At 72.0% G+C, this 20,164-nt stretch carries 21 protein-coding genes; 9 read left to right on the top strand and 12 right to left on the bottom strand.

All coding sequences use genetic code 11. The features are described from left to right. Positions 1-32: 32 nt before the first annotated feature. From OG408_RS26100 to sigE, 4 genes are all read right to left on the bottom strand, one after another. Positions 33-509: a sec-independent translocase gene (locus tag OG408_RS26100; RefSeq protein WP_266782490.1), complete on the bottom strand. Its 477-nt coding sequence runs from the start codon at positions 507-509 to the stop codon at positions 33-35. Positions 510-608: 99 nt separating this feature from the next. Beyond that, positions 609-2,399, bottom strand: a complete 1,791-nt coding sequence (locus tag OG408_RS26095; protein WP_326672255.1) for a S1C family serine protease — start codon at positions 2,397-2,399, stop codon at positions 609-611. Positions 2,400-2,520: 121 nt separating this feature from the next. Further along, entirely contained in the window at positions 2,521-3,513 is a 993-nt protein-coding gene (locus OG408_RS26090) for an anti-sigma factor family protein (RefSeq protein WP_326672253.1), read from the bottom strand. Then, positions 3,510-4,271, bottom strand: coding sequence for an RNA polymerase sigma factor SigE (gene sigE, locus OG408_RS26085; RefSeq protein WP_266782486.1), 762 nt, complete (start codon positions 4,269-4,271; stop codon positions 3,510-3,512). Before sigE ends, OG408_RS26090 begins: the two co-directional genes overlap by 4 nt. A 182-nt stretch (positions 4,272-4,453) precedes the next feature. Between sigE and OG408_RS26080 the strand changes: the two genes are divergently transcribed. After that, positions 4,454-5,119 carry an O-methyltransferase gene (locus OG408_RS26080; protein ID WP_266782485.1) on the top strand — a complete coding sequence of 222 codons (666 nt, stop codon included), beginning with the start codon at positions 4,454-4,456 and terminating at the stop codon, positions 5,117-5,119. 85 nt (positions 5,120-5,204) lie between these two features. Here the strand turns inward: OG408_RS26080 and OG408_RS26075 are convergent, their stop codons facing one another. After that, on the bottom strand, positions 5,205-5,372 hold the full coding sequence (locus OG408_RS26075) for a DUF3117 domain-containing protein (RefSeq protein WP_003966491.1): 168 nt from the start codon (positions 5,370-5,372) through the stop codon (positions 5,205-5,207). Positions 5,373-5,686: 314 nt separating this feature from the next. Here OG408_RS26075 and OG408_RS26070 point away from each other — a divergent pair, with 314 nt between their 5' ends. Then, positions 5,687-6,499 carry an enoyl-CoA hydratase/isomerase family protein gene (locus OG408_RS26070; protein WP_266782484.1) on the top strand — a complete coding sequence of 271 codons (813 nt, stop codon included), beginning with the start codon at positions 5,687-5,689 and terminating at the stop codon, positions 6,497-6,499. 10 nt (positions 6,500-6,509) lie between these two features. Here the strand turns inward: OG408_RS26070 and OG408_RS26065 are convergent, their stop codons facing one another. Further along, positions 6,510-7,097, bottom strand: a complete 588-nt coding sequence (locus tag OG408_RS26065; protein ID WP_285572290.1) for a DNA-3-methyladenine glycosylase I — start codon at positions 7,095-7,097, stop codon at positions 6,510-6,512. After that, complete coding sequence (locus OG408_RS26060; RefSeq protein ID WP_326672250.1) at positions 7,094-7,519, bottom strand: DivIVA domain-containing protein; 426 nt, start codon at positions 7,517-7,519, stop codon at positions 7,094-7,096. The genes OG408_RS26065 and OG408_RS26060 overlap by 4 nt, the downstream gene beginning before the upstream one ends. A gap of 130 nt (positions 7,520-7,649) precedes the next feature. Here OG408_RS26060 and folP point away from each other — a divergent pair, with 130 nt between their 5' ends. Then, on the top strand, positions 7,650-8,522 hold the full coding sequence (gene folP / locus OG408_RS26055; protein WP_266782478.1) for a dihydropteroate synthase: 873 nt from the start codon (positions 7,650-7,652) through the stop codon (positions 8,520-8,522). A 113-nt stretch (positions 8,523-8,635) separates the two neighbouring features. On the opposite strand, the gene OG408_RS26050 is transcribed toward folP, so the two are convergent. After that, entirely contained in the window at positions 8,636-9,421 is a 786-nt protein-coding gene (locus OG408_RS26050; protein WP_266782476.1) for a TIGR00730 family Rossman fold protein, read from the bottom strand. 96 nt (positions 9,422-9,517) lie between these two features. After that, positions 9,518-10,597: a succinyl-diaminopimelate desuccinylase gene (gene dapE / locus OG408_RS26045; protein WP_266782474.1), complete on the bottom strand. Its 1,080-nt coding sequence runs from the start codon at positions 10,595-10,597 to the stop codon at positions 9,518-9,520. A 35-nt stretch (positions 10,598-10,632) separates the two neighbouring features. On the opposite strand from dapE, the gene OG408_RS26040 reads away from it, so the two are divergent. Then, the gene (locus OG408_RS26040; RefSeq protein ID WP_326672247.1) at positions 10,633-11,571 is read left to right on the top strand and encodes a hypothetical protein; all 939 of its coding nucleotides are present in this window, start codon (positions 10,633-10,635) and stop codon (positions 11,569-11,571) included. Positions 11,572-11,936: 365 nt separating this feature from the next. Further along, positions 11,937-12,347, top strand: a complete 411-nt coding sequence (locus OG408_RS26035; RefSeq protein ID WP_266782470.1) for an ATP-binding protein — start codon at positions 11,937-11,939, stop codon at positions 12,345-12,347. Positions 12,348-12,414: 67 nt separating this feature from the next. Here OG408_RS26035 and dapC read toward each other — a convergent pair whose 3' ends face one another. Together dapC and fdxA are read right to left on the bottom strand one after the other, a co-directional pair. Continuing rightward, on the bottom strand, positions 12,415-13,509 hold the full coding sequence (gene dapC, locus OG408_RS26030) for a succinyldiaminopimelate transaminase (protein WP_326672245.1): 1,095 nt from the start codon (positions 13,507-13,509) through the stop codon (positions 12,415-12,417). Between the two features lie 115 nt (positions 13,510-13,624). Continuing rightward, positions 13,625-13,945, bottom strand: a complete 321-nt coding sequence (gene fdxA / locus OG408_RS26025) for a ferredoxin (RefSeq protein WP_018956287.1) — start codon at positions 13,943-13,945, stop codon at positions 13,625-13,627. 117 nt (positions 13,946-14,062) lie between these two features. On the opposite strand from fdxA, the gene OG408_RS26020 reads away from it, so the two are divergent. Next, complete coding sequence (locus tag OG408_RS26020) at positions 14,063-15,064, top strand: GNAT family N-acetyltransferase (protein WP_326672243.1); 1,002 nt, start codon at positions 14,063-14,065, stop codon at positions 15,062-15,064. A 4-nt stretch (positions 15,065-15,068) separates the two neighbouring features. Continuing rightward, positions 15,069-15,908 carry a transglutaminase-like domain-containing protein gene (locus tag OG408_RS26015; protein ID WP_266782464.1) on the top strand — a complete coding sequence of 280 codons (840 nt, stop codon included), beginning with the start codon at positions 15,069-15,071 and terminating at the stop codon, positions 15,906-15,908. Positions 15,909-15,932: 24 nt separating this feature from the next. Here OG408_RS26015 and OG408_RS26010 read toward each other — a convergent pair whose 3' ends face one another. Further along, positions 15,933-17,948: a translation factor GTPase family protein gene (locus OG408_RS26010; RefSeq protein ID WP_326672241.1), complete on the bottom strand. Its 2,016-nt coding sequence runs from the start codon at positions 17,946-17,948 to the stop codon at positions 15,933-15,935. Between the two features lie 404 nt (positions 17,949-18,352). Here OG408_RS26010 and OG408_RS26005 point away from each other — a divergent pair, with 404 nt between their 5' ends. Both OG408_RS26005 and OG408_RS26000 read left to right on the top strand, forming a co-directional pair. Next, positions 18,353-19,156: a hypothetical protein gene (locus OG408_RS26005; RefSeq protein ID WP_285572284.1), complete on the top strand. Its 804-nt coding sequence runs from the start codon at positions 18,353-18,355 to the stop codon at positions 19,154-19,156. A 184-nt stretch (positions 19,157-19,340) separates the two neighbouring features. Next, positions 19,341-20,108, top strand: coding sequence for a class F sortase (locus OG408_RS26000; RefSeq protein ID WP_326672239.1), 768 nt, complete (start codon positions 19,341-19,343; stop codon positions 20,106-20,108). The last annotated feature ends 56 nt before the right edge of the window (positions 20,109-20,164 follow it).

The raw sequence follows: 20,164 nt of genomic DNA, 5'->3' as shown, positions 1-20,164 counted from the left end.
ATACCGTCCGGACGAGTCGGGATTGACGGGTGTCAGGTGGCGTCTGCGTCGAACGGCGGGTGGTCGTCCTGCACCGGCTGCGCGCGCTTCTTGAGCAGGTCGGGAGCGCCAGGGGAACCGTTGGCCGCGGCGATCGCGGAAGCACCCGACACGCCGCTCTTCGCCTCCACGGCGGAGGTCTCGCGCCCGTTCACCGCGTCGGTGACCTCGGCGACCTCCTTGCGCAGGTCGAAGCTCTCCCGGATCTCCTTCAGCCCCAGATCGTCGTTGCCGTCCATGAGCTGCTTGCGGACGAACGTCTTGGGGTTGAGGTCCTCGAACTCGAAGTCCTTGAACTCCGGGCCGAGCTCCGTGCGGATGTCGTCCTTGGCGCTCTCCGAGAACTCACGGATCTTGCGGATGAAGCGCGAGGCGTCCTGAATGACCTTGGGCAGCTTGTCCGGGCCGAAGACGAGCACACCGATGATCACGAGCGTCACCAGCTCGAGTGGGCCTATGTCATTGAACACCTTGCGGCTCCTCGTGTTCTCCGCGACCAGGTCGGATGAGGTCCGGACACGGTCCACGGTACCCGGCGGAACTGTCCGGGCGGTAGCTCCTCGTGGCCGTCACGTGCCGGTTGCCGAACCGAGCGTCAAAGTCATGGACAGGTCTTTACCACCGCGGGTCAGGGAGAGCCTGAGCTGGTCTCCCGGCCGGTGCGAGCGGATCTTCACTATCAGTTCCTCGCCGCTGTGCACGCGCTTGCCGTTCACCGCGGTGATGACGTCGCCCGGCCTGATGCCGGCCTCGGCCCCGGGGCCGTCCTCGGTGACGGAGGACTTGCCGTCGGCCCCCTTGGGCCCGACCTTGGCCCCGTCCCCGGTGTACTTCATGTCGAGGGTGACGCCGATCACCGGGTGGGTGGCCTTGCCGGTGTTGATGAGCTCCTCGGCGACGCGCTTGCCCTGGTTGATCGGGATGGCGAAACCGAGACCGATCGAACCGGCCTGGCCGCCCTCCGTGGTCGAGCCGCTGTCGGCGGCGCGGATGGCGCTGTTGATCCCGATGACGTGCGCGTCCGTGTCCACCAGCGGGCCGCCGGAGTTGCCCGGGTTGATCGGGGCGTCGGTCTGCAGCGCGTCGACGTAGCTGATGTCGCTGCCGTCGCCCTTCTCACCGCCCGCGGTGATCGGCCGGTCCTTGGCGCTGATGATGCCGGAGGTGACGGTGTTGGACAGGTCGAACGGGGCGCCGATGGCCACCACCGGGTCTCCGACCTGCACGTTGTCCGAGTTGCCCAGAGGCAGGGGCTTCAGGCCGGAAACGCCGCTGACCTTGACCACGGCCAGGTCGTAGCCGCTGTCCTTGCCGACGATCTCGGCGTGCGCCGTCTCGCCGCCGCTGAACGTCACGGTGATCTCGCCGGACGAACCGGCCGGGGCGACCACGTGGTTGTTGGTGAGGATGTGCCCCCGGTTGTCGAGGACGAAGCCGGTGCCGGTGCCCGATTCGGTGGTGCCGCTGACATGCAGGGTGACCACGCTGGGCAGGGCACTGGCCGCTATCCCCGCGACGCTGTCGGGGGCGCGCCCGCCGCCGTTGCGCTCGTCCTGGGGCAGCTCGACCTGGGTGAGGCCGCCGTTGCGCTCTATGTAGGCGCCGATGCCGCCGCCTATGCCGCCCGCCACCAGGGCCAGGAGCAACGCGCCGATGAGCACCGGCCCACGGCGCCTGCCGCGCCGGCCGCCGTCGGGGCCGAGCGGCGGTCCGGGCTGGGTGATCAGCGGCTGCCGGGGCGCACCCCAGGGGTCGTACTGGAGCCACTGCGGCGACGGGGGCGGGGGCGGGGTGTGGCCCTGGGGCTGGGCGTGGACGCCCTGCGGCGGAGTGTGGCCCTGGGGCGGGATGTGCTGCTGCGGGGGTGCCGGCATCGGGTGCGGGGGCTGGGGCTGGGGCTGGAAGGCGGGTGCCTGGGCGGGCGGGACCGTCATGCCGGAGCCGTTCGTCCCCGCGTAGGGCGGGGGTACGGGGGTGCCGTGCGCCGGGGTCGGCACCGGGCGCTGCACGGGCGGTGCGGGCGCCCAGGGGCCGGGGCCGCCGTAGGGCGGGGTGCTGTACTGGTCGGGCTCGTGCAGCGGCTGCGCGGATGCCGGGGGCCGGGGTGCCGCGGGTGCCGCCGGTGCCGCCGGTTCAGGTGCTGCGGGGGCCGTGGGCTCGGGCGCCGTGGTCCGGGCCGTCCCGGTCTCCCGCGGCGCGTCCTGGGGCGGCTCGCTCTCGGCGGGCGGGTCGGCCGCGGGCACCGCGTCCGCCGAGCCCTCGACGGGGGACGGCTCCTGAGGCGCTGTGCGCGTGCTGCGCCCCGGCGTGGGCCGGCTCCACCACTTCGCCTTCGGCTCGGTGGTCTTCCCGTCGTCCATGCTCTCCCCGCAACTGCCGCAACCGGCCTCTGCACGCCCCGTCGGGGGCGTCCCTCCGGAAATCCTGCCGGAATTCAACCAGGTTTACGGATGCCCTGCGCCGTCCGGTGGGACGACGTCCTCAGCGACGGGGCGCGAGCGGCAGACCGTGGTCGGCGGGGGCCGGTGCTCCGGCTGCCGATGTGGGGGTACGCGTCGGTTCGGCGGAGGGTGCCGGGGCGGCCGGGGTGAGGCCGCTGCCGAGGGCGCGGGCGAACAGCGGATTCGTCGCGTCGGGGCGTATCAGCGACGGCGCGGACGACTGGGCGCGGGCGGCGAACGCGAACGGGTTCCCGTCGAGACCGCTGCTGTCGAGCAGGGAGGGGGTCCGGGAGAACGCCAGCGGGGCCGCGTTCACCGCGAGGGAGAACGGGCGGTCCGTGCCGGCGGCGAGGGTGCCGTGGCTGCCGCCTCCGCGGCGGCTGACGGTGCCGCTCTCCGCTCGGGCGTCGGCGTCGAGCGGGGTCACCGCGTTGCCCGTGCCCTCGGCCCGTGTCGGGGTGTCGGGGGTCGCGTCCGTCGGCAGGGCGCCGCCGAGCGCGATGGCGGCCAGCGAGACGGCGCTGGCGGCGGCGAAGGCGAAACGGCGTCCGCGCCAGGGCGAACGGTCCCCCTCGCGGCCGACCTCATGGATCCGGAAGACGGATCCGGCCGGGTCGGCGGGCAGCACCGCGGTCGAGCCGTGGAGGGTCGGGAGGTAACCGAAACCGGTCGGCGGGGCACTGTCCGACGGCGACTGCGCACGGCTGCCGGAGGGCTGCATCACGGGGAAGACCCCGTCACCGAAGCGTCCGGAGTCGCCCAGTGGTCTTCCCCGGGCGTCGTCGTCACCCCCGGGTCCGCCCGGAAGGCCCTGGAGCCGGGCGAGGAAGCCCTCGGAGGGCGAGGGCGGGGCCGACTGCGCGAAGACACTCTTCAGGCGCCGCTGGGCGGCAGCCTCGGCCTTGCACTTGGTACAGGTCGCGAGGTGGGCGAGCACCCGGTCACGGGCGTCGTGCTTCAGCTCGCCGTCGACAAGCGCGGCGAGACGGTCCCCCAGGTGTTGTTCCGCGGAGGTCGGACCTGTGCCACTCACGCCGTTACGCCCTCCCCCGCCACGAGGGCTCCGGTCAGGGAGCGCTGCTCGGCACGGGCCTCGGGCGAACGGTGCTGCAGCGCCTTGCGCAGGTGCGAGCGCCCGCGGTGGATACGGCTGCGCACGGTGCCGAGCTTCACGCCGAGTGTCGCGGCGATCTCCTCGTACGAGAGTCCCTCGATGTCACAGAGCACGACCGCGGCCCGGAATTCGGGCGCGAGGGTGTCCAGCGCCTGCTGGACGTCCGCGTCGAAGTGGGTGTCGTTGAAGACCTGCTGCGGCGACGGCTCGCGGCTCGGCAGCCGCTCGGCGGCGTCGTCCCCGAGGGAGTCGAAACGGATGCGCTGCTTACGACGGACCATGTCCAGGAACAGGTTGGTCGTGATGCGGTGCAGCCAGCCCTCGAAGGTGCCGGGCGTATAGGTCGACAGCGAACGGAAGACGCGGACGAAGACCTCCTGCGTGAGGTCCTCGGCGTCGTGCTGGTTACCCGTCAGTCGGTAGGCAAGGCGGTAGACACGACCGCTGTGCGTGCTGACGATCTCTTCCCATGAGGGCGGCGTCCACGCCTGGGAGTCCGCATCCGAGGCGAAGGTCGCGGTCGTTGCGGAGTCGTTGGAAGAACGGTCAGCAATGTTGGTCACGGATTTCGGCTCACCCGCCGACCTGAGAAAGCGCCACAGCACTCCTCCCCGATCCACAGGCGCAGCCGCACCTCCCCTGTCGGCTCTGGTGGTGTCCAGTGGAGCCCCTACCATAGCCACCTCGCCCGTTAGCTCCGGATAAGCCTTTTTCCTGCTGGGGCCGGGGATCTCCCCGGGAACCGCCTGCCCGCAGGTCCCGGGCCCGGTCTGCGGGCCCGATCCACGTGCTTTCCCCTGTCCTTCCCTAACGCCCGGTCCCATCTGCGGGTTCCCGGGTGCAGCGGATACAGTCACCGTTGCGCCAACTACGGGGACAGGAGAGGGTCATCACCGCCAACCGGCAGACGAGCTGGGCGTTCGCCGACGCCTTTGTCGCCGAGGACGAAGCACTGCGCTGGGCCCGGGACCGGGCACGGGACGCGGGGCTCCGCTCGGTGTCACCAGGCACCGGCGCAGCGCTGCGCCTGCTCGCTGCCACGACGGACGCCAAGGCGGTCGCCGAAATCGGCACGGGTACCGGCGTGTCCGGCATCTATCTGCTGCACGGCATGCGGCCCGACGGGGTGCTGACCACGGTCGATCCGGAACCCGAGCGCCAGCAGTTCGCCCGGGAGGCCTTCCGGGCGGCGGGCTTCGCCGCCAACCGGGCCCGCTTCATCCCCGGCCGCGCCCTGGACGTACTCCCCCGGCTGGCCGACGGCGGCTACGACCTCGTTTTCTGCGACGGCGACCGGATGGAGAGCCTGGACTGCCTCGCTGAATCGTTGCGCCTGCTGCGACCTGGCGGTCTGGTGTGCTTCGAGGGCGTCTTCGCGGACGGCCGTACGGTCGACTCCGCCGCCCAGCCCGCGGAGGTGCTGCGGCTGCGCGAGCTGCTGCGCGCCGTCCGCGAGAGCCAGGAGCTGATGGCGACGCTGCTGCCGGTGGGCGACGGGCTCCTCTGCGCGGTGCGCCGGGGCTGAGCCCGGCCCGCACCTGATCCGGAACGCACTACTGCCCCGGTACGGAGACCGTGCCGGGGCAGTAGTGAAGTGTGGGCGCCTCTGCTCAGCCGACGACCTTCTTGAGGGCATCGCCGAGTGCATCGGCCTCGTCCGGAGTCAGCTCCACGACAAGCCGACCGCCGCCTTCGAGCGGAACGCGCATGACGATGCCCCGCCCCTCCTTTGTCACCTCGAGCGGGCCGTCGCCCGTCCGCGGCTTCATGGCCGCCATGCTCGTTCCCCTTCCTGAAACCAGCTCATCGCAACCGGCGGCCCCATGACAGGCGCTGTGTCACCGGCATCGAACACATTGCTTCCAGGCCATTATCCCGCATCACAGACCCCGATGACCAACATCGCTCTGCATCGCTTGCGCAACGCGCTCGCTCAAAACCACCCAATTCGGCGATCCGACTGCGATACTCCGTCCCCTTCACCCCTCCATCGGGGCAGAATTGTTAGACGCAGGTCACATGTTCGCCCTCGCTGAAGTCGGCCATGCTTGCCTGGACAGGCATTTTGGACGAGGTGCAGAGGGGACCGCACATGGCCGATCACGACGACGCCGTGCTCTACGAAGTGAGCGACGGACTCGCGACGATCACGATCAACCGCCCCGCCGCGATGAACGCGATGAACACCGCGGCGAAGGTGGCGCTGCGCGACGCCGTGCAGTCGGCGGGTGCCGACACCGCCGTGCGGGCGGTTCTGCTCACCGCGGCGGGCGGGCGCGCCTTCTGCGTCGGCCAGGACCTCAAGGAGCACGTCGCCACGCTGTCCGACGTCCGCGAGGCGGGCAGCGGCAACGCGCTGAGCACGGTGCAGGAGCACTACAACCCGATCGTCCGGGCGCTCACCGAGATGCCGAAGCCGGTCGTCGCCGGGATCAACGGGGTCGCGGCCGGGGCGGGCTTCGGTTTCGCTCTCGCCTGCGACTACCGGGTGGCCGCCGACACCGCCTCGTTCAACACCTCGTTCGCCGGGGTCGCCCTCACGGCCGACTCGGGGGTCTCCTGGACGCTGCCCCGGCTGATCGGCCACAGCCGCGCCGCCGACCTGCTGCTCTTCCCGCGCTCCATCTCCGCGCAGACCGCCCATGAGCTGGGCATCGTGAACCGGCTGGTGCCCACGGCCGACCTCGCCGCCGAGGCCACCGCCGTGGCCCGGGCCCTGGCCGCCGGCCCGACCGTGGCCTACGCCGCGCTCAAGGAGTCGCTCGCGCACGGGGCGGGCCACACCCTGCGCGAGACGCTGGAGAAGGAGGACGAACTCCAGACGAGGGCGGGCGCGTCGCAGGACCACGGGATCGCCGTGCAGGCGTTCCTCGACAAGGAGACGGCGAAGTACCTCGGGCGGTGACCGCCCCGGTCTACGCCGCGGTGCCGCGGGCCACGCAGTCGGCGAGATGGTCGTCGACCAGGCCGCACGCCTGCATCAGGGCGTAGGCCGTGGTCGGCCCGATGAACCGCAGCCCGCGCTTCTTGAGGTCCTTCGACAGAGCCGTGGACTCCGCCGTGACCGCCGGTACGTCCCCGAGGAGGCGGGGGGCGGGCCGGGTGGCCGGGTCCGGGGCGTAGGACCAGATCAGCTCGTCCAGCTCACCGGTCCGCCAGCCGTCCAGCACCTTGGCGTTGGCCAGGGTGGCATCGATCTTCGCGCGGTTGCGGATGATGCCCGCGTCGGCGAGGAGCCGCTCCCGGTCCGTGTCGGTGAACTTCGCGACGGCGGAGATGTCGAACCCGGCGAACGCGCTGCGGAAGCCCTCCCGGCGGCGCAGGATCGTCAGCCAGGACAGTCCGGACTGGAACGCCTCCAGGCAGAGCCGCTCGAAGAGGGCGTCGTCGCCGTGGACCGGGCGGCCCCATTCGGTGTCGTGGTAGGCGAGGTAGTCCTCCGTGGACAGGCCCCACGGGCAGCGCAGCCGGCCGTCCGCCGCCGCTTCGGCGCCGCCGCTCATCGGCCGGTCTCCTCGTCGGGACGCGGGGCGTCCTGCGGGGGCCGCGGCGGCTGCTCCGGAGACTCCCAGGGGGCATGGGGCCGGTCCTCGGGCCCCTTCAGGAGGTCGGGGCGGCCGCTTCTGACGGCCTGCGCGCCCGCGAGCGCCGACTCCAGCTCCGCGATCCGCGCGTCCCGCTCGGCGAGCTCCGCGCCGAGCCGGCCCAGCGCGTCGTCCACATCGGCCATCCGGTAGCCGCGGACACCGACGGGCAGCCGGAGCGCCTCGACGTCCGCACGGCCCACCGGGCGCGTCACGGGCAGCGGATCCGTCGGCTGCTCGGGCGCCACGTCCTGCAGGATGGCACTCTTCCCTCCGCCGACCACCGCGAGGGTGACAGCGGCCACCACCACCACCATCGCGAGCAGCAAGAACCAGAACACGCGTATCTCCCCGGGAGCGGAATTCGTCCGGGTCCGATCGTGCCATGCGGCACTGACAGTTAGGGTCGCAGTCGGCTCCGGCAGGGCATCTGACGGGCCGGATTCGGCGGATTCTAAGGAGACACACGGGATGCGAAGCGGTGCGCTCAGGCTGGGGCGGCGCGAATTCGGTGCGCACGAGCCGGTGATCATGGCGATCGTGAACCGCACGCCCGACTCCTTCTACGACCAGGGCGCCACCTTCCGCGACGAGCCCGCGCTCTCCCGGGTCGAGCAGGCCGTGGCCGACGGTGCCGCGATCATCGACATCGGCGGGGTGAAGGCCGGTCCTGGCGAGGAGGTCACCGCCGAGGAGGAGGCCCGCCGCACCGTCGGTTTCGTCGCCGAGGTGCGCCGGCGCCACCCGGACGTGGTGATCAGCGTCGACACCTGGCGCCACGACGTCGGCGAGGCCGTCTGCGAGGCGGGCGCGGATCTGCTGAACGACGCGTGGGGCGGGGTGGACCCGAAGCTGGCGGAGGTCGCCGCGCGGTACGGGGCGGGGCTGGTCTGCACCCACGCGGGCGGGGCCGAGCCGCGGACCCGGCCGCACCGGGCCGGGTACGAGGACGTGATGGCCGACATCCTGCGGGTGACCGTGGGGCTGGCCGAGCGGGCGGTGGGGCTGGGGGTCCGGCCCGACGGGATCATGATCGACCCCGGTCATGACTTCGGGAAGAACACCCGGCACTCGCTGGAGGCGACGCGCCGGCTCGGCGAGATGGCGGAGACGGGGTGGCCGGTGCTCGTGTCCCTCTCCAACAAGGACTTCGTCGGCGAGACGCTCGACCGGCCGGTGAAGGAGCGGCTGCTCGGCACGCTGGCGACGACCGCGGTGTCCGCGTGGCTGGGGGCGCGGGTGTACCGGGTGCACGAGGTGGCCGAGACGCGGGACGTCCTGGACATGGTGGCGTCCATCGCGGGGCACCGGGCGCCGGCGGTCGCGCGGCGGGGGCTGGCGTAACCGGGGCTCCGCCCCCGGACCCCCGCTCCTCAAACGCCGGAGGGGCTGAAGAACGGAGGCCCGAGAGGCAGGCCGGGCGGGGCAGAGGAGCAGGCCTGGCGGGGCTGAAAGGCCTACCGCCCGACCTCCTTCGTCACCAGGTTCACCGCCTCGTCCACGTCGTCCGTGACGTGGAACAGCAACAGGTCCTTCGCGGAGGCCTTGCCCTGGGCGATCACCGTGTCGCGCAGCCAGTCCACCAGGCCGCCCCAGTACTCCGTACCGAACAGCACGATCGGGAAGCGGGTGACCTTGCCCGTCTGGACCAGGGTGAGGGCCTCGAAGAGCTCGTCCAGGGTGCCGAGGCCGCCGGGCAGGACGACGAAGCCCTGCGCATACTTCACAAACATCGTCTTTCGGACAAAAAAGTAACGGAAGTTCACGCCGATATCGACGTGCGGGTTCAGCCCCGACTCGAAGGGCAGCTCGATGCCCAGGCCCACGGAGACGCCGTTCGCCTCCCTGGCGCCCTTGTTCGCCGCCTCCATCGCTCCGGGACCGCCCCCGGTGATCACCGCGAAGCCCGCCTCGACCAGCGCCCTGCCGATCCGCACGCCCGCCTCGTACTCCGGGGTGTCCACCGGGGTACGGGCCGATCCGAAGACGCTGATCGCACTCGGCAGTTCGGCGAGCGCACCGAACCCCTCGACGAACTCCGACTGGATGCGCATCACCCGCCACGGGTCGGTGTGCACCCACTCGGAGTCACCTTCGGAGTCCAGCAGCCGCTGATCGGTCGTGCCGGGCTGTACCTGGTCCCTGCGGCGCAGCACCGGGCCGAGTCGCTGTTCCTCGGGCCTGACCGCGCCCTCGGGGATCTCCGCGCCTTCCGGGATCCGTGCATCCTCGGGGTTGCCCATGTCCTGCTCCCTCCGCCGACGTCGGAGCCGTCCTGCGACGCTCCGTCTCCGCCCAGCGTAGATCGCCGGAGGTTACGGACAGGGGAATGCCGGGGGTCAGATCGTGAGCCAGGAGCGGAGCCGCTCCTCGCAGTGGACGATCCGGTCGATCCGGACGTGCTCGTTGCGCTTGTGGGCGAGGATCGGGTCGCCGGGTCCGTAGTTCACCGCGGGGACGCCGAGGGAGCCGAAGCGCGCCACGTCCGTCCAGCCGAACTTGGGGCGGGCGGTGCCGCCGACCGCGTCCATGAAGGCCTTGGCGGCCGGGTGGGAGAGGCCGGGCATGGCCGCGCCCGAGTGGTCGTCGACGGTGAACTCGGCGACGCCGCAGTCGGCGAAGACCTCGCGGACGTGGGCCATGGCCTCGTCGGGGCCGAGGTCGGGGGCGTAGCGGTAGTTCACGACGACCGTGCAGGCGTCGGGGATGACGTTGTTGGCGACGCCGCCCTCGATGCGTACGGCGTTGAGGCCCTCGTGGTACTCCAGCCCGTCGATCACCGGCTTGCGCGGTTCGTACGCGGCGAGCCGGGCGAGGACCGGGGCGGCGGCATGGACGGCGTTGGCGCCCATCCAGCTGCGTGCGGAGTGCGCCCGCTCCCCCTCCAGGCGGAGGAAGACGCGCAGCGTCCCCTGGCAGCCGCCCTCGACCTCCCCGTTGGAGCCCTCCAGGAGCACCGCGAAGTCGGCCGTCAGCCAGTCGGGGTGGGCGTCGGCGATGTGCCCGAGGCCGTTGAGGTCGGCCGCGACCTCTTCGTTGTCGTAGAAGACGAACGTGAGGTCGCGGTTGGGCTCGGGCACGGTCGCGGCGATCCTCAGCTGGACGGCGACGCCCGACTTCATGTCGGAGCTGCCGCAGCCCCACAGCAGACCGTCCTCGTCGAGCCGCGAGGGCACGTTGTCGGCGATCGGCACGGTGTCGATGTGCCCGGCCAGGACGACGCGCTCGGCGCGGCCCAGGTTCGTCCTGGCCACGACGTTGTTGCCGTGCCGTTCGACGGTCAGGTGCGGAAGGGGCCGCAGCGCCGACTCGATGGCGTCGGCGAGGCCCTTCTCCTCCCCGCTGACCGAGGGGAAGTCGACGAGCCATGCGGTGAGGGCGGGCCCGTCCAGTGTGAGGTCAAGCGTGCTTTCGGCCATGGCTACGACCCTAGTGCCTCGCGTACGGTGGCCCCGTGCCCCGGACCGTTGCTCCCGCCCGCCGACACACCGCCCGCAGCCGCCGTCTGCGCATCACGGCGGCCTTTGCCGTGCTCGTGGCGGTGGGGGGCTATCTGACCGTGCAGTACGTGACGGGCGGTACGAGCTCCGACCAGTGCACCGTGCGGTCGGCCGACGGTTCGTCGGGCGAGGGGCGTACGTACCGGATGACCTTCGAGCAGGCGGCCAACGCCGCGACGATCTCCGCGGTCGGCACCACCCGCGGGATGCCGGAGCGCGCCGTGACCATCGCGCTGGCGACGGCGCTCCAGGAGTCCGGGCTGCGCAACATCCAGCACGGCGACCGGGACTCGCTGGGCCTCTTCCAGCAGCGTCCCTCGCAGGGCTGGGGCACCGAGAAGCAGATCCTGGACCCGGTCTACTCGGCGGGGAAGTTCTACCAGCACCTGGCCGAGGTGCCCGGCTACTCCCGGCTGCCGCTGACCGTGGCCGCGCAGCGCGTCCAGCGCAGCGGCTTCCCGCAGGCGTACGCGAAGCACGAACCGGATGCCGCCCTGCTGGCCGCCGCGCTGACCGGCCGGACACCGGCCGCGCTGAACTGCGAACCGCCGCGGAGCACCGCGGTGTCGGGCGGGACGTCGAAGGTCCGGGCGGCGCTGGTGCGTTCCTTCGGCAAGGACGTGCTGCCGGCCGGGACCGGGGCGGACGCGGGCGCCGCGGGCGCGACGGCGGCCGGGGCGCTCTCGGTGCCGGTGGAGTCGGTCCGCCGGACCGGCGAGGACGACGCCCCGCAGCGCGGCTGGGAGCTGGCGCACTGGGCGGTCGCGCAGTCCGAGACGCTCGGCATCGACGAGGTCGCGTACGCGGGCCGGGTGTGGAGCCCGGACTCGGGCTGGCGGACGGAACGCGAGCGGTCCGACACCGCCGAGGTCCTTATCGGGCTCGTGCGTTAGCCCTCCTCAGCCCTCCTCGTACGCCGGTCCGCTTCGTACGTTGCTCCACTTCATGCGCGGGAAGGCCTCGCGCATGCGTGCGACCCGTCCCCCTCACAGGGGGTCCGCGCCTTCCCGCGAAAGGCCCCGCACGGCACCTTGCGCACCCTCTCCCGAACCCACTGATCCCCTTGCGAGGAAAGGGAAGTGACGGTTCGGCGCGTGGCCGTGGAATGCATTGTTTGCCCGGGTTCCTCCGTTGCGGATTATGTGACGCATTACCCAGTCTTTACCTCGGCCCACCGCAACCTCCCCCTCCCCCACGACGGTTGTCATGGCGTCCGGCCCACGGACACCACACATTCCCACCCCGTCGAAGGAGCATCATGTCCCTCCCCCTGACCCGTCGGATCGCCCGTACCGCGCTGCTGATCGCGGCGGGTGCGGCCCCCGTGGTCGGTGCGGCCGGTGCCGCAGGTGCCGCGGAGCTCCCGCAGTCCCCGGACCTCGGCGGTCTCACCAGCGTCGAGGGTTCCGGTCTCGGCAAGACGGTCGAAGGCGCGGCCACCCCGGCCGCCGACACCGCGGGCAAGGCCGGCGGCAAGGTCGTCGGGACCACGCTGCCGGTGGCGAGCAAGACCCTCACCGAGACGGGCTCCAAGGCCGCGCCCGTGGCGAAGAAGGCCACTCCGGCCGCGAAGAGCGCCGGCAAGAAGGCCAAGGGCGGTCTGCCCACCGACAGCCTCGGCGGCCTGCCGACGCAGGGCCTGCCCACCCAGGGCCTGCCGCTCGGCTGATCCGCGTCACGTCCGTACATGCGTGAGGGCCTCGGGAGTGCGCACTCCCGAGGCCCTCACGCGTGGTTCAGCCCAGCCGCTTGACCGCGGCCGCCACGCGTTCGTCGGTGGCCGTGAACGCCACCCGCACGTAACGGTCGCCCGCGGGCCCGTAGAAGTCCCCGGGCGCCACCAGGATGCCGAGCTCCGCCAGGTACGCCACGGTGTCCCAGCAGGGCTCGTCGCGGGTCGCCCACAGGTAGAGGCTCGCCTCGCTGTGCTCGATCCGGAAGCCGTGCGCCTCCAGGGCCGTGCGCAGGGCGGCGCGCCGGTCGGCGTACCGGGTGCGCTGCTCGGCGACATGGGTGTCGTCGCCGAGCGCCGCGACGGTCGCCGCCTGGACGGGGGCGGGCGTCATCATGCCGCCGTGCTTGCGGATCAGCAGCAGCTCGCTCAGCACGGCCTCGTCGCCCGCGATGAAGGCGGCGCGGTATCCGGCGAGGTTGGAGCGCTTGGAGAGCGAGTGGACGGCGACGATGCCCTCGTACGTACCGCCGCAGACGTCCGGGTGGAGCACGGAGACGGGCTCGGCCTCCCAGCCCAGCTCCAGGTAGCACTCGTCGCTGAAGACCAGCACGTCGTGCTCGCGCGCCCAGGCGACGATCCGGGTCAGCTCGTCCTTGGAGAGCACCTTGCCGGTGGGGTTGGACGGCGAGTTGAGCCAGAGCAGTCTGAGGCCGGCCGGGTCGAGCTCGGTCGGGTCGTCGTAGACGACGGGCTCGGCGCCGCAGAGCCGGGCGCCGACCTCGTACGTCGGGTAGGCGAGCCGCGGGTAGGCGACCCTGTCGCCGGCGCCGAGGCCGAGCTGGGTCGGCAGCCAGGCCACCAGTTCCTTGGAGCCGACGACGGGCAGCACGTTCCCGTGCGTGACCGAGACCGCGCCCAGGCGCCGCTCCACCCAGCCGGCGAGGGCGTCGCGCAGTGCGGCCGTCCCCCACACCGTCGGATAGCCGGGGCTGTCCGCCGCGGCGACGAGTGCCTGCTGGATCAGCTCGGGCACCGGGTCGACGGGCGTGCCGACCGACAGGTCCACGATGCCGTCCGGGTGGCCCTCGGCCGTCGACTTGTAGGGCGCGAGCCTGTCCCAGGGGAAGACCGGGAGGCGGGAGGAGACTGCGGACACGGATCTCTGCTTTCTCGTACGGGTGTTCATGCGGCTGGCACGGCGGGGGAAACACCGCGGTCCCGTACGGGGACGAGCCGTACGGGACCGGGGCGACGCACGTGCCGGGACGCTGCTACTGGTTCTGCGGCGGCAGCGCGGCGATGAACGCGTGGTCGCGCTCGATCAGGCCCAGCTTGGAGGCACCACCGGGCGACCCGAGGTCGTCGAAGAACTCGACGTTCGCCTTGTAGTAGTCCTTCCACTCCTCCGGGGTGTCGTCCTCGTAGAAGATCGCCTCGACCGGGCAGACCGGCTCACAGGCTCCACAGTCGACGCATTCGTCCGGGTGGATGTACAAGGACCGCTGGCCCTCATAGATACAGTCGACGGGGCACTCTTCGATGCAGGCCTTGTCCTTTACGTCGACACAAGGCTGCGCGATGACGTAGGTCACGCTGTCGTTCCTCCTCGGTAGGGCGTTGGCTCTCGCGCGGGAGCGCGGCGTCGTCGATGCCCGCACCTAGTATCTCCGTTCCCGGGCACGATCCGAACAGGAGGGGCGGACAGAGCTGTGGAATTCACCATGGGCGGACGGCTGGCGGTCCGAATTGCACCGGCTGACGTGGGCAAACGGGTATCAGTCCGGCGTCTGACCGAAGACGGGCCCCAGGGTCCGAAATTCACCGACACGGTCGGTGTTCTCACATCGTGGAACGATGATGTGCTCTCTGTCACACCGAAGAGCGGTGAGTCCGTCCGTATCGCGGTGTCGGCCCTGGTGGCGGGCAAGGTCGTGCCGGCCGCCCCGGCCCGCAGGCGCGGTCCCGCGGCCTCCTTCGCCGAACTCGCCCCGGTCTACGCGCGCGCCTGGCAGCCGGTGGAGAGCGAGCCGCTGGGCGACTGGCAGCTGCGCGCCGCCGGTGGTTTCACCCGGCGCGCCAACTCCGTGCTCCCGCTCGGCGATCCGGGCGTGCCGCTCGGCGCGGCGCTCGGGCGGATCACCCGGTGGTACGCCGACCGGGGGCTGCCCGCCTACATCCAGGCCGTGACGGGCGGCGGGGACACCCAGGAGGAGCTGTGCGCGGCGCTGGAGGACCACGGCTGGCGGCGTGAGGTGACGGCGGAGGTGCGGATCGCGGCGCTGGCCCCGATCGGCGATCTGGCGGCGGAGGTGTCGCGGGTACGGCTGAGCCGCACGGTGGACGACTCCTGGCTCGCCCGCTACCAGCGCTTCCAGCGGCCGGGCCCGGAGGTGGCGGCGGTGCTGGGCAGCGGTCCCTCGGTGTGGTTCGCGACCGTGCCGGGCGATGCGGGTGACGAGGCGCCCGCGGCGATCGGACGGTGCGTCGTGGACGGGCGGTGGGCCGGTTTCATGGCCGTCGAGGTGGCTCCCGGGCACCGCAGGAAGGGGCTCGCCACCACCGTGATGACAGCGCTGGCCCGGCAGGCGATGGACGAGGGCGCGTCGGCCGCGTGGCTCCAGGTGGAGACGGACAACGACGCCGCCCGCGCGCTCTACGACGGGATGGGCTTCTCGACCCACCACCTGTACCACCACTTCCGGGCGGTGTAGCGCGGTGGCTCGCGGACGGCACGACACCGCGGAGCTGCGCCGCCGGTTCGCCGAGGAGGCGCGGGCCGAGCGGCCCGACCTGGCGCTGCTCTGCCTGCTGATCGGCGCGGAGGCCGACCCCGCGCTGGACACGAACGGGATCGACGCGGCGCAGATCGAACTCGACCGGCTGGCGGGTCTGCTGCCGTACGGGCTGCGCGGCGGCCGCGTCTGGGCCTCTGCGCTGGCGGAACTGCTGGGTGAGCGGTACGGGTTCGAGGGCGCGTCGGCGGACTACCAGCGCCTGGAGTCCTCGCTGCTGCACGAGGTGCTGCGGCGGCGGCGCGGGCTGCCGATCCTGCTGTCGGTGGTGTGGATCGAGGTGGCACGGCGGGCGGGCGCCCCGGTGTACGGGGTGGCGCTGCCGGGTCACTTCGTGGTCGGTTTCGGCGATCCGGCGGAGCGGGTGCTGGCGGATCCGTTCGCAGGTGGCCGTCCGCTGACGGGCCAGGACGCGGAGTTGCTGGTGGCGGGCGCGACCGGGGAGGCGCTTGAGCCGTCGATGCTGGTGCCGGCACAGCCGCTGGAGGTCGTGCTGCGCATCCTGAACAACATCCGGGCGTGGGCGGCGGCCCGCCCGGAGCGCACGGACGTGGCGCTGTGGGCGGTGGAGCTGTCGCTGCTCCTGCCCGCGCACCCCGCCCGGCTGCGCTACGAGCGGGCGCAGCTGCTGGTGCAGAGCGGGGAGTTCCTGCGCGGGGCGGCGGAGATGGAGGAGTACGCGGAGGTGGTGGCGGAGGTGGAGCCGGCCGCCGCGGAGGCGGTGCGCCGGAGTGCGCGGGCGGCCCGGGCGCTGCTGAACTGACAGCGCGCCGGGCCGCGGTCGCCGTCAGTCCGCGCCGTTGCCGGACCGCCGCACCGTGTGCAGCAGGTACTCCTTCCGGTCGAGCGGGTTGTGGTCGGTGCGGGAGCGCCGCGGGGCGGTGCCGGTGACGGGGTGGTGGGAGTCGAAGGCGGTCTCCAGCACCCCTTCGCCCCGGGTGAGCCCCGGGAGCCGCTGCTGGAGTCCGTGCACCCGGGCGGCCGGGAACACGCCCTCCAGGACGCAGCGGGCGCCGTCGACGGCCGGAGCGCCGGGGACGGCCCCCAGCTGGGCGAGGGCCGGCAGGAGCGGTCCGAGCGTGTCCGCGGGGAGTTCGAGGCGGAAGCGGTGCATCGGCTCGTACACCGTCGTCCCGGCCTGCCGGAGCGCGGCCATCAGGACCAGCGGGGTCAGATTGCGGAAGTCCCCCGCGGTGCTCGACATGGACTTGTCGAAGACGGCGTGCGAGTGGCTCTGGCGGGGCCAGTAGCCGGAGTGCGTCATCGTGACCGTGCAGTCGGTGACCCGCCAGCCGTACAGCCCCTGCGCGAGCGTGTCGACGACGGTCTCCTCGACCGCCCTCATCAGGGAGTACGGCATGGAGCCGAGCTCCACCTCCAGCCGGTAGGTCACCCCGCTGCCGGGCGGTGCGGGGTCGACTCGCAGTCCGACCGTCGCCAGGAACGGATTGTCGTCCTTGTCGATGATCTCGAACGCGGCACCGGTTCCGGACGGCTTCTCCAGGCAGATGGTCGTGGTTCCGCGGAATGTGACGTCGATTCCGCATTCGTCCGCGAGCGTCGCCTGGATGACCTCTTTCTGCACTTCTCCGTAGAGGGATACGGAGACCTCCTTACGGATGTCGTCCTGGCGCAGATTGATCAGCGGATCCTGCTCGGCCAGCTGTGAGAGCGCGAAATGGAGTTCGCCCCGGGAGGCGGGCGGTGCGGGCACCACGACGGACTCCAGGGTCGGCGGGGCGAAGTGGTGCCCGGTGGCCGCCGCACGGGTGTCGCCGACCGCGTCGCCGATCCGGATGCCGCCGAGCCCCTGAAGCTTCGCGATCTGTCCCGGACCGGCCGAGGCGCGGCCGGTGTCCGTGCCGTCGGCGAAGACCCGGATGCCGGTCACCTTGCCCTCGGACACGGCTTCGGGTCCCTGCCCGAACGGCAGCCGGTCGCGGGTCCGTACGGTCCCCGAGAACATCCGGACCCAGGCGAGCTTCTCGCCGGCCCGGCCGCGCTCGACCTTGAAGACGGTCCCGGAGACCGGTCCTTCGGCGTCGCCGCCGGCCGCGGGCAGCAGTTCCCTGATGCCGCGGCTCAGCGCGTCGATACCGGCGCCCGTGACGGCCGAGCCGAAGTACACCGGGTGGACCAGGGCCCGTCCGGTCTGCGCCGCCAGTTCCGCGCGGAGCCGGGCGGGGGCGAACTCCTCGCCGCCTTCGACGTACGCGCCGAGCAGGGCGTCGTCGTGCTCGGTGAGCAGGTCCGTCAGCCGCCGCGTGAGCCGGGGGTCGTCGTCGGCGTACGGCACGCTGTGCGCGGCGCGGGTGCCGAGGCCGGTGACGGCCGGGCCCATCGCCACCGCGTGGGGGGTGAGCCTGTCGTGAACGGCGCGCAGCACCTGTTCGTAGCGGGCTCCGGCCCGGTCGGTCTTGTTCACGAAGACGAGCGTGGGGATGCGCAGCCGCTGGAGCGTCCGCATCAGGACGCGGGTCTGGGCCTGGACCCCTTCCACGGCGGAGACGACCAGCACGGCGCCGTCGAGCACGCTCAGCACCCGCTCCACCTCGGCGATGAAGTCCGGGTGGCCGGGCGTGTCGATCAGGTTGACGGTGACGTCGCCGAGGGCGAACGAGACGACCGCGGACTTGATGGTGATGCCGCGCTGACGTTCGAGCGCGAGGGAATCGGTCTGCGTGTTCCCGTCGTCGACGCGGCCGATCTCGTCGATGATTCCGGCGGTGTGGAGCAGCCGCTCGGTCAGGCTGGTCTTACCGGCGTCGACATGCGCCAGAATTCCGAGATTGAGCGTGTGCACAGAACTCCATGTTCTCAGGGGTGAGGTGAATTCCCGTCGAGACGAACATGTGAGATCGGCGCATCGATATCTCCTGGTCCTGTCGGCTGATACGGCGAGTACAACAGCCGGCCGGCCGGCGGTGCAAACCATTTAGCGGGACGCCGCGAGGGGGCCGGGCGGTGAGAGGCCGTCAGCGAACGGGGGATCCGGCGCCGTCCAAACCTCACCCCGGCGCGGCGTGCCGTCCAACGGGTGATTATCCGTTCTTCGCCACTCGATGAGCCCATGCCGTAGCTCCAATGCGGGGCTCCCCGATGGCGCGCTCCGGGGTCCGGGCTGACGGTGGATCACGTAGCCACTGCGCCACTCCGAGTAGACGCTCCGTCACTCTTCGCAGTCGCGACGAAAGGAAACGTGTTCAGATGCGCTCTGCCCGCACACTGTTCGCCTCGGCCGCCGTCACGGCGGTCCTCACCATCACCGCTCCCTCCGCCTACGCCATGACGGCCGGCGACTGGGAGCACGACAGCGGTTCGTCCTCCAGCAGCGACGAGGGCGGCTGGACGAAGGACAAGCCCAACGGCGGCGTCCACACCGGCGGCGGCGCCCTGGCCCGTACGGTCGCCGGCGACGAGCACGGCAAGTCCGAGGAGCACGGCAAGTCGGACGACGAGGGCTGGAAGAAGGACAAGCCCAGCGGCGGCGTGCACACCGGCGGCGGTGCCCTGTCGATGACGGTCGCCAAGGAGTGGCAGCCCGGCAAGGACGACGAGGGCGGCAAGTCCGACGACGAGGGCTGGACGAAGGAGAAGCCCAGCGGCGGTGTCCACACCGGCGGCGGCGCGCTGTCGATGACGGTCGCCAAGGAGTGGCAGCCGGACAGCGACGAAGAGGGCGGCAAGTACAAGGACGAGGGCAAGCCCAACGGCGGCGTGCACACCGGTGGCGGCGCCCTGTCGATGACGGTCGCCAAGGAGTGGCAGCCGGGCAGTGACGAGGGCGGCAAGACCGACAAGTCGTCGAAGTCCGAGAAGAGCGAGAAGAGCGAGAACAGCGACGAGGGCTGGAAGAAGGACAAGCCCAGCGGCGGCGTCCACACCGGCGGTGGCGCGATGGCCATGACCGGCGGCGGTCTTGCGGCCGGTTCGCTGCTGCTCCTCGGTGGTGTCGGTGTCGGCGCGTACAAGGTGCGCCGCCGTCAGGCGACGGGTGGCGCGATGGCCTGACCGGCCCCCGCGCACACCGGTCGCTCCGCTGTCGCGGCCGCCGTCCCCTTTCGGACGGCGGCCGCGGCGCCTTCGTTTTCCCCCGGTGCCTCTCGTCCGGTCAGGTCGGGCTCGCGTGACCTGACCGCTCGCCGGGCCCCGGTCCGCTCCCCCACCGCACCGCTCGGACGAAAGGCACGTTCCCATGGCCGCCCCGCAGTCGCCCGGTTCCCCCTCCTCCCGGACTGCCTCCGACACCGTCACGCTCGGCCGCGCCCTCCTCTGGCCCGCCGCAGTGGCCGGCCTCGGCATGCTCCTCATCTACAACTCCATCGGCCCCTCGGCCGACGACAAACCACCCGCTCCGTTCACGGCCGCGGCGCCGGTCGCCCCGGCTCCGGCTGCCCCGGCTGCCCCGGCGGCCCCGGCCGCACCGGTCCCCGCGTCCTCACCGGCCGTCACCGTCCCCCGGCAGGCCACCCCGGGCCCGAGCGTGGCGCCGGCCCTGCCCCGTTCCCTGCCGACGCGGCTGAAGATCCCGGCCATCGCCGTGGACGCGCCCTTCACCCCGCTGGCGATCGGGGCCTCCGGCCGCCTGGACGCCCCGCCGCCGAACGACCGGAACCTGGCCGGCTGGTTCAAGGACGGTGTGACGCCCGGTGAACGCGGCGCGTCGATCGTCGCGGGCCACGTCGACACGATGACCGGGCCCGCGGTCTTCCTCCAGCTGCGGTTCCTGCGGCCGGGAGCGACGGTCGACATCACGCGCGCGGACGGTTCGGTGGCCACGTTCAAGGTGGACACCGTGGAGACGTTCAGCAAGGCGAAGTTCCCCGACAAGCGGGTCTACGCGGACACGCCGGACGCCCAGCTGCGGCTGATCACGTGCGGCGGCAACTACGACAAGAAGGCCAAGGACTACGAGGACAACGTGGTCGTGTTCGCCCACCTCGACTCGGCGAAGAGGAAGTGAGCCGCCGTGCTCCCCCGCCGCGGCCGGCGGAAAACCCCGCGCACCGGACCGCGGTC

The sequence above is a fragment of the Streptomyces sp. NBC_01257 genome (assembly GCF_035917255.1).
GTDB lineage: Bacteria > Actinomycetota > Actinomycetes > Streptomycetales > Streptomycetaceae > Streptomyces.
This window is presented reverse-complemented; position numbering and strand designations above follow the sequence as displayed.